Source organism: Enterobacter sp. EC_64 (genome assembly GCF_019584165.1).
Classification (GTDB): Bacteria; Pseudomonadota; Gammaproteobacteria; order Enterobacterales; family Enterobacteriaceae; genus Enterobacter; species Enterobacter roggenkampii.
The window spans coordinates 16682-29629 of record NZ_VDAS01000035.1 but is presented as its reverse complement, the minus strand read 5'-3'; the positions used below and the strand labels follow the sequence as shown (position 1 = coordinate 29629).

Sequence of the window (12948 nt, the reverse complement as noted above, 5' to 3'; positions counted from 1 at the left end):
AATGAAAATCACCCGCATAGTGCGCTGGGATATCACTCTCCGAGAGAATACCGGCGGCAGCGGGCATCGTTAACTTAAGATACAAAAGCTGTCCGGAAATGGCGGGTCAAGATCAAATCCGTTACTTGCACAATCTTCTAATAGATTAAAAAAAGACTTAGGTTTAAATGATGTAAATAGAGGCCGTAGGTGGGTACAACTGGAAAATCCGACATCTTTAGATTCTGATGGACAGATGATTCGGAATACACTTTCCATATCTAAGGACTCATCAACCGATGCAATTTATAAGAAAACTATTCTTATTACGGTCTTGAAAAATCATACACGAATAAAAAAATTAGCTGAAATTTTTGAAGCATTAGATCTAAATGGTACATCAGTCCTGATCATTGATGATGAGGCAGATCAAGTAAGTTTAAATACTGAAGCATCACAAGGTGAGGAAAGCGCAACATATAGTTGTTTGATAAGGCTTAGAAACTCTCTACCGAATCATACTTATTTACAATACACCGCAACTCCTCAAGCTCCGTTATTAATTAATATTATAGATTCTTTATCACCAAATTTTGTAAAAGTATTAGAACCAGGTGATGCTTATATTGGTGGTCGAGATTTTTTTGATAGAAACTCTTCGTATATAAAACTTATTCCTTCAAATGAAGTTCCAACTAAAGATAATCCCTTAACTTATCCTCCATCATCTCTACTTGATGCCCTGCGTATATTTATGTTGGGAGTAGCTGTAGGCATTAAGGAGTCGGGTAATACAGGTAATCGTTCTATGCTTGTCCATCCATCGCATTTAACAGCCCAGCATAAAGAATTTTATGGATGGGTACGGAGTATATTTGATGAATGGCAAACCTGTTTAGCATTACCAGATAGCGATTTAGATAAAATAGATCTTTTAAACGAATTTAGAAAATCCTATAACCACTTGAAAGAAACAACATGTTTACCGCCCTTTGAACAGGTGGCTAATTCCTTCGGTATTGCTTTTAAAAATACTCAAATTGTTGAAGTAAACTCCAGAAAAAACAAAACTCCAGCAATTGATTGGCAGCATAATTATGGATGGATTTTGGTGGGGGGGATCGCAGTTGATAGAGGATTTACAGTTGAAGGGTTGACTGTAACATACATGCCGAGGGGGGTCGGTGTTGGAAATGCTGATACTATCCAACAAAGAGCAAGATTTTTTGGTTACAAGAAAAATTATTTAGGTTTCTGCAGAGTTTATTTAGAATAAAGCACACTTGAAGCATTTAGAAATTATGTCACACACGAAGAAGATATTAGAAAACAGCTTAAGATTGTAGAGTTGGAAAATAAACCATTAAACTCATGGAAAAGGGCTTTTCTTTTAGATTTGGATTTAAAACCTTGTAGGGATAGCGTTCTCGAATTTGATTACATGCATACAAAATTTTCTGATAAATGGATTATGCCAAAATTAATGTTTCCCTCGAATAACATAGTTAGTGATAATAGGGAGACTACAGCAGAGTTTTTGAGTCATTTATCTTTTGTTTCGGATGTGGGGCATAATGAACGCACTGAGACCCAGAAGCATTTAGTTTGTGATAACGTTCTTTTAAAAGATTTATATGAAAACTTGCTCATTAAACTGCGAGTAACTGGGAGTAACGATTCTCAAACAAACACTGCAATGTTATTACATTTAGCAAAAGCAATAGAAAATGATATTACTGAGAGTTGTATTGTTTATAGGATGAGCCCTAATCAACGAAGAATTCGAAAAATAAATTCCTATTTGTTCCAAGGGGCTTATCCCGTTGAGTCTTCACGCCGTGGTGAAATTTATCCTGGAGATGCAATGATAAAAGATCCTCAAAGAGTAAGTGTACAGATTCATTACATTGACTTAAAAATGGATAATCAAAGAATGATTAGTGACGTACCAGTCGTAGCAGTATGGATCCCTCAAAGATTAGCATGTTCTGTTCTTGTGCAAAATCATAATTAATCTTTTTCGAAGGGCTCTGTAACAGAAGCCCTTCAATTTTTATCATTCTCATGATGAGGTCTCTTGTCGCTCTATTTTCTTTTTCAGAATTCCATTAAACCAAATTTCATCTCGGTCTGGCCGATTATCTTTCGTAATCCATAACGAAAAAATATCTATTTCACTCATACGATTAAGTAATCTCCGCAATTCCATTTCGTTTAGATCTGTAAACCGTCTTTCACCCTGCACGCGTTCACCGTTGCCATACTTAAAGGACACATACCAGACGCCGCCAGGCTTAAGCGCATCCGCAAGTTTTTGCATCACCACTGGCAGTTCAGAAGAGGGGACATGCAATAAAGAGGCACAGCACCAAATCCCATCGTACTGCGCTTTACCGTCGATCTCTGAAAACGTCATCAGTTGCACGGGTAACCCGGTATGTTGCCTTGCCAGCTCCACCATAGCGGAAGAGGCATCAAAAGCATCCACCTGATACCCCATCTCATGAAATGCTTTTGCGTCTCGTCCTGAACCGCAGCCCGCATCCAGAACACGGCCACCGTTAGGCAGATGCTGGGTGAAGGCCTCGTAAAGCGGGGTCATATCGACATTAACCGTGCCATCGAAGAAATCCTGTGCGTGATTCTGATAGTAGTGAAGTGTCATTAAAACGTTGCCTCGCCTTCCGCGTTGGGTTTCCAGGTATGGATAAGTTTGTCCAGCGCGGCCTGCCAGTTACGCTGAAGAAAGCTTCTCCGTGCTTCAGGACGTTGCCCTGTCTGTAGAACAATCGTCTCATGTAACGGCAGTTTGCTCTGAATAAAATACTCATTGCGGGTGTGTAACCGCTGCAGGAGCCTGAGGTCGGGAATCCGTGCAGATTTACCTTCGACGCCACGGTTACAGCACCGACAGGCCAGCACCAGGTTCCATACGCCGTTAATATTGCTCACCTCATGGCGGGCAGCCCAGGGAATAAAGTGGTCGACGTCCGCCAGTTCTGCGTCTCCCGGTACCAGGCTGATGGGTTTAAAGCAGTAAAAACACCGTCCTTTCTGGTAACCATTCAGGCTGTCGCGACAGCTGGTGATGTCTACCCGCCGCGCGTTCACCCTCGTGAACAACAGCTGATTATCTTCGTCGAACTCTACGCCCACAAGGTTACGCGATATCCCCATCGACCAGGCCTGTTCAACCAGGTTCCAGCGAGCATTGGTTTCAAAGGCGAGGTTTTTATACTGCAGGCGTTCGCCCAGTAAAAAGAAGTTATCCGTCAGGCGGATCCCGTTGTGGGTTTTGCGCTCATCAAGGAAAAAACGTTTATCGATCTCACCCTGGTTCACGTAATGAAAGGCATCGATCACGTTGTTAAAGCCAAGGCGCACCGTCGCTTCAATAAGTTGGGCATGGGTGATTTCACCTCGGTTGAACTTCAGGCAGGTTTCCAGAAATTGACTGCTGCGGGAGGTGATCTGTTTTGGCGCATGCTTCAGGTGCTCGCAAAGATAGCGGCTGAACGGCACGGCAAGCTGGTCGAGCGTAATCAAATCGCTGCCCGTCTTATCCACTTCATACAATGCTGACGCCAGCGCAAATTTGTAAGATGCGACGTTCCTTCCAAAGAGGATCACACCACGCCAGTAGTTCTCAAGCGTCGGATCGGCCTGATAAAATTCCATCGATGAAGTCCTGTTACGGTTGGCTGGGCAGGGCGTTACTAAAGCCTGTAACAGGATCACATAACAAAATCAGGGTGATGTAAATCGTTAATCTATAGGTTTGATGAATTTTTGTGGGATCTGAGAAGAAGGGCTGGATGCGATGAATTTGTCGTCTAAGGTACTTTAGCGAATGAATAGATTTCTGGATGAGGAAAATAAGACTGATTTTCAAGCCAGCGAGTTATCAGTATCCCCCAAACCCATTTCCTGAATCCCCCTCGTATTTCCCAATTTTACCTGTCGCAAAACCGCTGTATTTATATTCAGTTCTGTATAATAGGCAGCAGTAATTACGCCAGTCGGAAAAACGCCTCTTCATGGGAATGTCCTCATGTGGCTTATGAAGACATTACTAACATCAGGGAGCAGTTCACTCTGCCAGCGGTTCGGTCTCGCCCCTGAGGCTACATGGTCAACTTGATAAACTTAGCTTCCTGACTCACCTCTGATGTTACCGCCTAACGGCCTTACACGTTGTCTTACCACCAACGGGCTATTGTCTGAAAATCAGAGGACTCTCGGAAGAAAACCTTCTTATGTCCGATTGCGTAGGAGTACGATAAGCCAATAAATCATTATAGATAAAAGGGTTATATATGGCTCTACATGGAAAGTTCGTAATTAATGATGTGTACTACTCCCCGTTATCGTTTCCTGGTATAGGCACGTTTTTAGCTTTCTCTGGTAATGGTGCTTACCGTAATCGTGGGGCATGTGGAATGATCCCCAAAGAGGGGCCAGTACCAGCGGGTAAATACTGGATTGTTGACCGCCCTCAGGGTGGACTCAAGTCACAGCTAAACACAGTGGGAAGAGACATTTATAATCACTTCGCCAATGGTGCAACATTCAAACATTCTGAATGGTTCGCATTATGGCGTGATGATTGGGGGATCGACGATTACACTTGGATTGAGAGCGTTAAGCGTGGCAATTTCCGTTTGCATCCAGGTGTACTATCAGAAGGTTGTATCACTCTCCCACATGATTCTGATTTTGCCATGTTGCGTAATGCTCTGTTGAGAAGCCAAAGAATAGATGTTCCTTGCATGAGGAATCTACAGGCATACGGCACGATTGAGGTAATCTCCAATGGCAAAACATGCCCTTAGTTTATTCATCAAGATAGTGCTGTTCGCTGTTGTTGCGCTGATCGTTGCTGAAATGGTTCCGTATGATGGATTAGTTAATTCTATTACGGGGCTTTTCGATTTCCAAAGCGCCGACAAGTTTACCCGCTTCATTTTGGGTGAACCTGATCCAGAAGTTTGGGAATCGTTAGACGGCTACTTTAGCATCTTAATCAATACATTAATCAGCGTACCTGTCATGAGCGCTATTACCACGGCGTACCGTGGCGCGACACATAAAGTTAGTCCAGATGGCATCCCCAGAGAGTGGTTCAGTTCCACATTGCGACGGTTAGCTAAAATCTTCGGGTTTACCTTCCTGTTTTGGGCATTATTTCGCTTGCTGCCTTATCAGTCTTTATTCCCGGATCAAACGTATTCAAATTTCACAATGGCGGCGATTGTGGGCTTTCAGTTGCTCTTAACGATTGTTTGCTACTGGTTCATCACGAAGAAAATCACAACTAAAAGGAGTTTGTAAAATGCCTATTCCGGCTTACATGTGGCTTAAGGACGATGGCGGCGCAGACATTAAAGGAGCTGTAGACGTTCAGGATCGTGAGGGGAGTATAGAGATTGTTGGCTTTAGTCATGGTCTGAACATTCCAGTAGACAGTGCCAACGGGAAGATTACTGGCAAGCGTTCACATTCTCCGATGATGATTGAAAAGGAGTTTGATAGCTCCAGCCCGTATCTATACAAAGCCGTTGCCACCGGTCAAACGTTGAAAAGTGCGGAGATTCGCTGGTATCGCATTAACCATGCAGGACAAGAAGAGTGCTACTTCGTCATGACCATTGAGGGTGTGAAAGTGACGGGCATTAACCCAGGGATGCCAAACGCTAAGATGGCAGGAAACTCGCAGATCAACCACATGGAATCTGTTTCCCTGATGTATGACAAAATCACCTGGCGTTATGTTGATGGTAATGTCCAGTATACGGACGATTGGAACGTAAGAGCGTAATAAATAGAAAGGAGGCATTGAGTGCCTCCTCTTTATTAACGCTTATCCTCTCAAAGGAGCCTGTCCGAAATGCTGTGTAACTGCCATCGTATTAAAGGTGATCGCTCAGTCGGTCACCGAACTTGATAATAAAACGACGCATTGCCAGCCCGCAGATCGGCGAATGGTTGCTCTGAGGTCCATGCGGGCGCTCACCTTATATTCTGATAGTCATCACTGCGTAATTTCCCTGACCCAACCCTTTTCCTGAATCCCCCTCGCAAAATTCAAATTCACCCCACCCAAAACCGCTGTATTTATATTCAGCCCTGTATAATGAGCACCAGAAATTACGCCGAACGGCAAAGGAAGTATTAAGAAATATTTAAAGAGAGAATTCGCGATATGAAGGTGCTGCAACACCCCCATACCGCTAACCACCACCAACTATCGAGGAGTTGAAAATGGCTGCGACGAATTTTAAGCCAGAGTTTACTGTTTGCAAAACAGAATCAGACGCTTTCACCGGCGTGATTGAAAACCGCGAGCTGGTACGCAAAAACAGCGCCCGCCGTCTTCACGGCAACCAGACCAACGCGGCACCCGTCCATCCCCGTGCCGAAACGCCGCAGGACAGTGCCGCCTGCTGCGAACTCTATGCACGCATAGACATGAAATACCTTCTCCTGGGCGGTGACTGGTTAACCCGGGCAGGCTTTATCAACGGCATGCCGGTAAAAATCCGCGCCATGAAAGACTGCATTGTGATTACGCCCCAGCATACAAGAGAATTATGGGGATGCCTGGAAGGTATGAGCGTGGTGAATATAAATAAAAAGAAAGTGGCGCAGTGGTTAAAAACATTCCCTGGCGCGTTAAATGACACCGGCGATATTCCGGTCATTAAGCGTAACGCCTGATAAATATCCCGGCCCTGCGCCGGGATTATTATTTAAGCCGCTTTCAAAACACCGGCACCCCCAGCCCAACCTTCACCTCCCGCAACGTCGCCTGCGTCACCCCCTGCGCCCGTTCGGTCCCGCGCTTCAGCATCGCCATCAACTCACCCTTATCCTGCATATACACCGCCCGCCGCTCCCGCATCGGTGCAATCAGTTCCTGCAAACACGCTTCCAGCTCGTTCTTACATACCCGGTCGCCCAGCCCACCCGCCTGATAGTGCGCCTTCATCGCCGCCACTTTCTCCTTGTCCGGATGAAACGCGTCGAGGTACGTAAACACCACGTTCCCCTCAATCTGCCCCGGGTCGCTCACCTTCAGGTGGTTCGGGTCGGTGTACATGGCGCTGACCGCACGGTGAATGGTCTCTTCGCTGGCCGAAAGGTGCAGCGTGTTGCCCAGCGATTTCGACATCTTGGCGCTGCCGTCGATGCCGGGCAGGCGGCTGGTGTCGCTCAGCATCGCCTTGCAGTGGCGCAGCACCGGGGCGGGCAGCAGGCTGTTCATCTTGTGCACAATCTCGTTGGTCTGCTCAATCATCGGCAGCTGGTCGTCGCCGACGGGCACGCATTCGGCCTTGAACGCGGTGATGTCCGCCGCCTGGCTGATGGGGTAGGCCATAAACCCGACCGGCAGCGAACGGGCGAAGCCCTTCTGCGCAATCTCGTTTTTGACCGTCGGGTTACGCTCCACGCGGGCGACGGTGACGATGTTCATATACAGCATCGTCAGCTCGGCGAGGGCGGGCAGGGCGGACTGCAGACAGATCGTGGTCAGGCTCGGGTCGATGCCCGCGGCGAGGTAGTCGGCCAGCACTTCGGGAATGTTGTCGCGGATCTTCTGCGGGTTGCTGCCGTTGTCGGTCAGCCCCTGCAGGTCGGCAATCAGCACAAACTGGTTGTGCGTCTGCTGCAGCGCCACGCGCTGGCGCAGCGATCCGACGAAGTGGCCAAGGTGCAGCGGGCCGGTTGGGCGATCGCCGGTGAGGATGGTTTGCGTGTTCATAAAGACTCCTTAATGTGCAGTTGCCGAAAGGGGTCTTAGAAATGTGAAAGCCGCCTTTCGGCGGCTATCTGAAAATGGGGAAAACTACTCCGTGCCGCCTTTAAGAAGGCAGCCACCAGCGGTTTACGGTGAGCACGGCGTGGTTTATGTTCATCTCTTTACCGTATCACGTCCGGCGCGAAAAACAAAAGGGCACGTCATGCTGCAATCACTCAACCACCTGACCCTCGCGGTCAGCGACCTGCAAAAAAGCGTCACCTTCTGGCACGCGCTGCTGGGGCTGACCCTGCACGCCCGCTGGAATACCGGGGCCTATCTCACCTGCGGCGAACTGTGGGTCTGCCTGTCGTACGACGAGGCGCGCCGGTACGTGCCGCCGCAGGAGAGCGACTACACCCACTACGCGTTTACCGTGGCGGAAGAGGATTTTGAACCGTTCTCGCAAAGGCTGGAGCAGGCGGGCGTCACCGTCTGGAAGCAGAACAAAAGCGAGGGGGCGTCGTTCTATTTTCTCGACCCGGACGGGCACAAGCTGGAGCTGCACGTGGGCAGCCTCGCCGCGCGGCTGGCGGCGTGTCGCGAGAAGCCCTACGCGGGTATGGTGTTTACCTCAGACGAGGCTTGAGGCGCGTACCTTCAGCCTGCCCGCCAGCGTCACGTGCGTGGCGGCATCTTCCTGATTGCACAGGTACTCCACCGCCAGCCGTCCCAGCTCGCTGTAGGGCAGCTGGATACTGGTCAGCGGCGGGGTGAGCTGCTCGGAGATCTTCTGGTCGTCGTAGCCCGCCAGCAGCATATCCTGCGGGATGCGCACGCCGTTCACCGCGAGCGCCTGATAGCAGCCAATCGCCAGCCAGTCGCTGGCGCAGAAGATGGCGTCCGGGCGCTCGGCCAGTTCAAGCAGCGAAGCCGTCGCGGTAAAGGACTCGCTGAACTGCCAGTTGGTCTGGCGCACCAGGCCGTCGTCGCACGCGAGTCCGGCCTGCTGCAGCGCCGCCTGGTAGCCTGCCAGACGCTGGCGCGAGGCCTCCATCCAGCTCTCGCCGGTGATGTGGGCGATGCGCGTGGCCCCGCAGGCGATGAGGTGTTTCGTCACCTGGAAGGCGTTGGCGTAGTCGTCCGGGATAAACGACGGCAGCAGCGGCGAGCCGGGGTCGCGCTGGTTGAGCAGCACCAGCGGGATGCGGGTGCAGTCCTGGAATGCCGTCATGTCCACCAGCGTGGTGACCGGTGAGGCGAGGACAATCCCGATGCAGTTGCGCTTCTCCAGCTGGCGGATGATGTTCAGCGCCAGCTCGATGTCGTCGCCGTAGTCGTAGACGGTGAGCAACGTCTCATTGCGCCACGCGGCCTCCCGCGCCTGGCTGATGGCGTCGATAAACGGGTCGAAGCTCTGCATGGAGCTCACCAGCAGGGCGATCTCTTCCTGGTTGCGCGGGGCGTGTACGGCGGGGAGGCGGTCGTAGCCGAGCTCGGTAGCCACGTTAATCACCCGCTGGCGGGTATCGTCGCTGAGCTTGATGTTGCGGGACTGGTTAAGCACCAGCGATACCGTCGCCTGCGACACCCCTGCCGCTCGCGCAATATCGTTCATCGTCACTTTCGTTTTTCGCTTCATCCGTCCTCTCCCTTTCGCGAATTCGCATCATACCCTAACCGCACGCTTTAGCGCCGTCGATCACGTTTCTCATTCATCGAAGCGTGAACTTTGTGAGGGGCGTCGCTTTTCTCAACGCCGTGATTTGCGCATTTATCCCGCAGCTAATATTTATTAGCTAAATATTATCAGTAAGAGGACGCGTAATGAAAGAGCAGTGGAGCAGGGAGCAGGCACAGGCGTGGTATCAGCAAAAAGGCTGGCTGTGCGGGTTTAACTATCTGCCGTCGACGGCGGTGAACTGGACCGATATCTGGCAGGAGGAGACCTTCGATGCCGCTACCATCGAGCGCGAGCTGGGCTGGGCGGCGGAGGCGGGCTACAACACCCTGCGCATCAACCTGCCGTTTATCGTCTGGGAGCACGACCGCGACGGGCTGATGGCGCGCATCGACCGCTTTTTGACGATTGCTGACGGCCACGGGTTCAGCACCATGCTGACCCTGATGGACGACTGCGGCTTCTCCGGCGACGAGCCGTACCTCGGCCCGCAAAAGCCGCCGGTGCCGGGCAAACACAACAGCCAGGCGGCGGCGAGCCCGGGGCGCGACAAGGTGTGCGATCCCGACTGCTGGGCAGACATTGAGCGCTATATCCGCGACGTTGTGCGCCAGTTCCGCGACGATAAGCGCGTGCTGTTGTGGGATCTCTACAACGAGCCGGGCAACCGCGGCATTTTCGCGACGGGCACGCAGGAGGTGCAGTACGACGCGAAGCTGGAGACCTGCGCCCATAAGCTTATGAAGCTCGCATTCCAGTGGGTGCGTGAAGAAGACCCGACCCAGCCGCTCACCGTCTGCGCGTGGCGTCTGCCGCCGGAAGAGGAGGGCGAGACGTTCTTCCAGCATCCGCTGGACCAGACCGCGCTGGCGCTCTCGGACGTGGTGAGCTTCCACGCCTACACCCACACCGGGCGCATGACGGCGATTATTCAGCAACTGCAAAAGCTTGGTCGCCCGCTGTTCTGCACCGAATGGCTGGCGCGGCACGTGGGCAGCACGATGGAAGAGCAGCTTCCGCTGATGTACGCGGCGAAGGTCGCGCCGTACCAGTGGGGGCTGGTGCGCGGCAAAACCCAGACGTGGCTGCCGTGGCCGGTGGTGATGAAGGAGTCCACGGACTACTGCCGCCTCTGGTTCCACGACGTATTTGAGGAGAACGGCATTCCGTTCTCGCGCCGTGAAATCGCCCTGATGCAGCAGCTGCGCAAGATCGCCCCGCAGGCGCAGGACTAATAATATCGACCCGGCGGCCGACCGCCGGGCAACCAGGCAGGCATATAACAATGGCAATGACAATGAAAATACCGTCTCGCGAGCTGTGGTCTTATTTTGGCTATGGTTTAGGTCAGTGTTTTAGCTTTGGTTTAGTGGGTTCGTTTATTAACTATTTTTACACCGACGTGCTGGGGATCTCGGCGCTGGCGGCCAGTACCATCTTCCTGATTGCCCGCGCGTGGGACGCGGTTCACGATCCGCTGTTTGCCAGCATTATGGACACCATTAACAGCCGGTTCGGCAAGTTTCGCCACTTTTTGCTGATCGCGCCGCTGCTGATCACCGGCGTCACGCTGCTGTCGTTCTATAAAATCGAAGCGGACATGACCACCAAAATCCTCTACGCCGGGGTGACCTACATCCTGTGGGGGACGCTGTACGCCATCTCCGATATCCCGTTCTGGTCGATGTCGTCGGTGATGACCAACGACTCCGCCCAGCGCACCCGCGCGGTGACGGCGGCGATGCTCGGGGTGAACGCCGGGATTGCCTGCGCCAACATCTTCTTCCCGAAGCTGGCGGCGTTCTTCGCCCAGTACAGCAACGATAAAGGCTACTTTATGGCGGCGCTGGTGATGATGCTGGTGGGCCTGCCGCTGATGCTCAACGGCTTTATGCAGATCAAAGAGCGCGTGCCGCCGAGCCCGGAGAAGGTGACCATCCGCGACACCTTCCACAACCTGCGCCAGAACAAGCCGCTGTTTATCGTCCTGCTGTCGTTCTTCTTCTGTGTGTTCCACAACGTGGCGGGCGGGCTGTATATCTACTTCTTTATCAACAACCTGGGCGACGGCAGCCTGCAGATGGCGATTGGCGTGATGGGAATAGTCGCGGCGGTGCTGTGCCTGGTCGCCCCGATGCTGACGCGCCGGATGCAGAAGCGAAAGCTGTTTATGATCCTCTGCGGGCTGGACGTGGCGGTGCGCGTGGTGATGTGGTTTGTCGGCTATCAGCAGGTGACGATGCTGTTTATTCTGCTCGGCCTGAGCACGCTGTTCGTGATGATGACCAACATCCTCACCTCGTCGATGATTGCCGACACCATCGAGTACGCGGAGTACCACACCCACAAGCGCTGCGCGGCGATCACCTTCTCCGGGCAGACCTTTACCGGCAAGATGTCGGTAGCGGTGGGCGGCGGGTTAATCGGCGTGTTTCTGACGATGATCGGCTACGTGCCGCAGGCGCAAATTCAGAGCGAGAGCGTGCTGTCGGGGCTGTTCTTCGGGATTTGCCTGCTGCCGGCAATAGGGTCGCTGATCCGAATGGGCTTTATGTCGCGCTTTACCTTTACCGAGGAGAAGCACGCGGAGATTTGTCGGCTGCTGGCGGAGCGGAACGCGTCTGCGAAAGCGCCGGGTGGCGGCTGCGCCTTACCCGGCCTACAGGACCAGCCCTTGTAGGCCTGATAAGCGAAGCGCCATCAGGCTTCGCATTTAAAGAGTTAAAGCGACTTCACAAACGCCAGCAGATCTTCGTTGAGCTGGTCCTGGTGGGTCAGCGCGAAACCGTGCGGCGCGTTGTCGTACACCTTCAGCGTGGCGTTTTTGATCATCTCTGCCGCCAGCTTGCCGGTGCTTTCAAACGGCACGATCTGGTCGTTGCTGCCGTGAATAACCAGCGTCGGCACGTCGATTTTCGCCATATCCGGGCGGAAGTCGGTTTCGCCGAACGCGGTCACGCAGTCGATGGTGCCCTTCAGGGACGCCAGCAGGGCGATGTTCAGCGTCTGGGTCAGGGCACCGGCGGAAACGGTCTGCCCGGCGTTGATGCCGTAGAACGGGGTGGCGAAGTCGCTGATGAACTGGGCGCGATCTTTGCGCAGCCCGTCGCGAATGCCGTCGAACACGCTCTGATCCACACCCTGCGGGAAGGTCTCAGATTTACCAAAGATCGGCGTGACCGCGCCCAGCAGCGCCAGACCGGCCACGCGCGCGCTGCCGTAGTTGTTGATGTAGCGCGTCACGTCGCCGCCGCCCATGGAGAAGCCCACCAGCGTCACGTCCTGGAGGTCCAGGGTGGTGATCAGGTCGTTGATGTCGGACGCAAAGGTGTCGTAGTCGTAGCCGTTCCACGGCTGATCCGAGCGGCCAAAGCCGCGACGGTCAAAGGCGATGGCGCGGAAGCCGCGCTCGGCCAGGTAGTTCAGCTGGCTGTCCCACATGTCGCCGTCCAGCGGCCAGCCGTGGCTGAAGAGAACCGGTTTGCCCGCGCCGCCGTCCTTGTAGTAAATCTGCGTGCCGTCTTTTGCCTTAAACGTTGCCATAGTGTGT

14 protein-coding genes are annotated in these 12948 nt (G+C 52.5%); 9 read left to right on the top strand and 5 right to left on the bottom strand.

The genetic code is table 11. The annotated features are described in order from the left end of the window. The first annotated feature begins 235 nt into the window (after positions 1 to 235). Together FHC52_RS20310 and FHC52_RS20305 are read left to right on the top strand one after the other, a co-directional pair. The gene (locus tag FHC52_RS20310; RefSeq protein WP_220420238.1) at positions 236 to 1255 is read left to right on the top strand and encodes a Z1 domain-containing protein; all 1020 of its coding nucleotides are present in this window, start codon (positions 236 to 238) and stop codon (positions 1253 to 1255) included. A gap of 72 nt (positions 1256 to 1327) precedes the next feature. Beyond that, entirely contained in the window at positions 1328 to 1993 is a 666-nt protein-coding gene (locus FHC52_RS20305) for a hypothetical protein (protein WP_220420237.1), read from the top strand. A 48-nt stretch (positions 1994 to 2041) separates the two neighbouring features. Here FHC52_RS20305 and FHC52_RS20300 read toward each other — a convergent pair whose 3' ends face one another. Both FHC52_RS20300 and FHC52_RS20295 read right to left on the bottom strand, forming a co-directional pair. Beyond that, positions 2042 to 2644 carry a bifunctional 2-polyprenyl-6-hydroxyphenol methylase/3-demethylubiquinol 3-O-methyltransferase UbiG gene (locus FHC52_RS20300; protein ID WP_220420236.1) on the bottom strand — a complete coding sequence of 201 codons (603 nt, stop codon included), beginning with the start codon at positions 2642 to 2644 and terminating at the stop codon, positions 2042 to 2044. Continuing rightward, a complete protein-coding gene (locus tag FHC52_RS20295) occupies positions 2644 to 3657 on the bottom strand; it encodes an HNH endonuclease domain-containing protein (RefSeq protein ID WP_032655107.1) in 1014 nt (337 codons plus the stop codon). Before FHC52_RS20295 ends, FHC52_RS20300 begins: the two co-directional genes overlap by 1 nt. Before the next feature lie 638 nt (positions 3658 to 4295). Between FHC52_RS20295 and FHC52_RS20290 the strand changes: the two genes are divergently transcribed. The 4 genes from FHC52_RS20290 (at position 4296) to FHC52_RS20275 (ending at position 6696) form a co-directional block, all read left to right on the top strand. After that, positions 4296 to 4811, top strand: coding sequence for a DUF2778 domain-containing protein (locus FHC52_RS20290; protein WP_220420235.1), 516 nt, complete (start codon positions 4296 to 4298; stop codon positions 4809 to 4811). After that, positions 4792 to 5310 (top strand): hypothetical protein, encoded by a 519-nt coding sequence (locus tag FHC52_RS20285; RefSeq protein ID WP_032655104.1) that lies wholly within the window; start codon positions 4792 to 4794, stop codon positions 5308 to 5310. The genes FHC52_RS20290 and FHC52_RS20285 overlap by 20 nt, the downstream gene beginning before the upstream one ends. A 1-nt stretch (position 5311) precedes the next feature. Then, positions 5312 to 5797, top strand: a complete 486-nt coding sequence (locus FHC52_RS20280) for an Hcp family type VI secretion system effector (protein ID WP_008501360.1) — start codon at positions 5312 to 5314, stop codon at positions 5795 to 5797. Between the two features lie 443 nt (positions 5798 to 6240). Further along, the gene (locus FHC52_RS20275) at positions 6241 to 6696 is read left to right on the top strand and encodes a SymE family type I addiction module toxin (RefSeq protein ID WP_084832036.1); all 456 of its coding nucleotides are present in this window, start codon (positions 6241 to 6243) and stop codon (positions 6694 to 6696) included. Between the two features lie 43 nt (positions 6697 to 6739). Here the strand turns inward: FHC52_RS20275 and trpS are convergent, their stop codons facing one another. Next, complete coding sequence (gene trpS / locus FHC52_RS20270) at positions 6740 to 7741, bottom strand: tryptophan--tRNA ligase (protein ID WP_220420234.1); 1002 nt, start codon at positions 7739 to 7741, stop codon at positions 6740 to 6742. Positions 7742 to 7940: 199 nt separating this feature from the next. Between trpS and fosA the strand changes: the two genes are divergently transcribed. Next, on the top strand, positions 7941 to 8366 hold the full coding sequence (fosA, locus tag FHC52_RS20265; RefSeq protein ID WP_063616366.1) for a FosA/FosA2 family fosfomycin resistance glutathione transferase: 426 nt from the start codon (positions 7941 to 7943) through the stop codon (positions 8364 to 8366). Here the strand turns inward: fosA and FHC52_RS20260 are convergent. Further along, entirely contained in the window at positions 8352 to 9359 is a 1008-nt protein-coding gene (locus FHC52_RS20260) for a LacI family DNA-binding transcriptional regulator (protein WP_063418343.1), read from the bottom strand. The two genes, fosA and FHC52_RS20260, sit on opposite strands and share 15 nt — an antisense overlap. A gap of 185 nt (positions 9360 to 9544) precedes the next feature. On the opposite strand from FHC52_RS20260, the gene FHC52_RS20255 reads away from it, so the two are divergent. Continuing rightward, positions 9545 to 10633 (top strand): cellulase family glycosylhydrolase, encoded by a 1089-nt coding sequence (locus FHC52_RS20255; RefSeq protein ID WP_220420233.1) that lies wholly within the window; start codon positions 9545 to 9547, stop codon positions 10631 to 10633. Between the two features lie 50 nt (positions 10634 to 10683). Then, on the top strand, positions 10684 to 12078 hold the full coding sequence (locus FHC52_RS20250) for an MFS transporter (protein ID WP_008501354.1): 1395 nt from the start codon (positions 10684 to 10686) through the stop codon (positions 12076 to 12078). Between the two features lie 41 nt (positions 12079 to 12119). Here the strand turns inward: FHC52_RS20250 and FHC52_RS20245 are convergent, their stop codons facing one another. After that, positions 12120 to 12941: an alpha/beta fold hydrolase gene (locus FHC52_RS20245; RefSeq protein WP_220420232.1), complete on the bottom strand. Its 822-nt coding sequence runs from the start codon at positions 12939 to 12941 to the stop codon at positions 12120 to 12122. Between the last annotated feature and the right edge of the window lie 7 nt (positions 12942 to 12948).

Excerpts from the sequence above, each read along its gene's own strand:
- FHC52_RS20310 (WP_220420238.1), top strand. The coding sequence starts at position 236 with ATGATTCGGAATACACTTTCCATATCTAAGGACTCATCAACCGATGCA.
- FHC52_RS20300 (WP_220420236.1), bottom strand. The coding sequence starts at position 2,644 with ATGACACTTCACTACTATCAGAATCACGCACAGGATTTCTTCGATGGC.
- FHC52_RS20295 (WP_032655107.1), bottom strand. The coding sequence starts at position 3,657 with ATGGAATTTTATCAGGCCGATCCGACGCTTGAGAACTACTGGCGTGGT.
- FHC52_RS20290 (WP_220420235.1), top strand. The coding sequence starts at position 4,296 with ATGGCTCTACATGGAAAGTTCGTAATTAATGATGTGTACTACTCCCCG.
- FHC52_RS20285 (WP_032655104.1), top strand. The coding sequence starts at position 4,792 with ATGGCAAAACATGCCCTTAGTTTATTCATCAAGATAGTGCTGTTCGCT.
- FHC52_RS20280 (WP_008501360.1), top strand. The coding sequence starts at position 5,312 with ATGCCTATTCCGGCTTACATGTGGCTTAAGGACGATGGCGGCGCAGAC.
- FHC52_RS20275 (WP_084832036.1), top strand. The coding sequence starts at position 6,241 with ATGGCTGCGACGAATTTTAAGCCAGAGTTTACTGTTTGCAAAACAGAA.
- trpS (WP_220420234.1), bottom strand. The coding sequence starts at position 7,741 with ATGAACACGCAAACCATCCTCACCGGCGATCGCCCAACCGGCCCGCTG.
- fosA (WP_063616366.1), top strand. The coding sequence starts at position 7,941 with ATGCTGCAATCACTCAACCACCTGACCCTCGCGGTCAGCGACCTGCAA.
- FHC52_RS20260 (WP_063418343.1), bottom strand. The coding sequence starts at position 9,359 with ATGAAGCGAAAAACGAAAGTGACGATGAACGATATTGCGCGAGCGGCA.
- FHC52_RS20255 (WP_220420233.1), top strand. The coding sequence starts at position 9,545 with ATGAAAGAGCAGTGGAGCAGGGAGCAGGCACAGGCGTGGTATCAGCAA.
- FHC52_RS20250 (WP_008501354.1), top strand. The coding sequence starts at position 10,684 with ATGGCAATGACAATGAAAATACCGTCTCGCGAGCTGTGGTCTTATTTT.
- FHC52_RS20245 (WP_220420232.1), bottom strand. The coding sequence starts at position 12,941 with ATGGCAACGTTTAAGGCAAAAGACGGCACGCAGATTTACTACAAGGAC.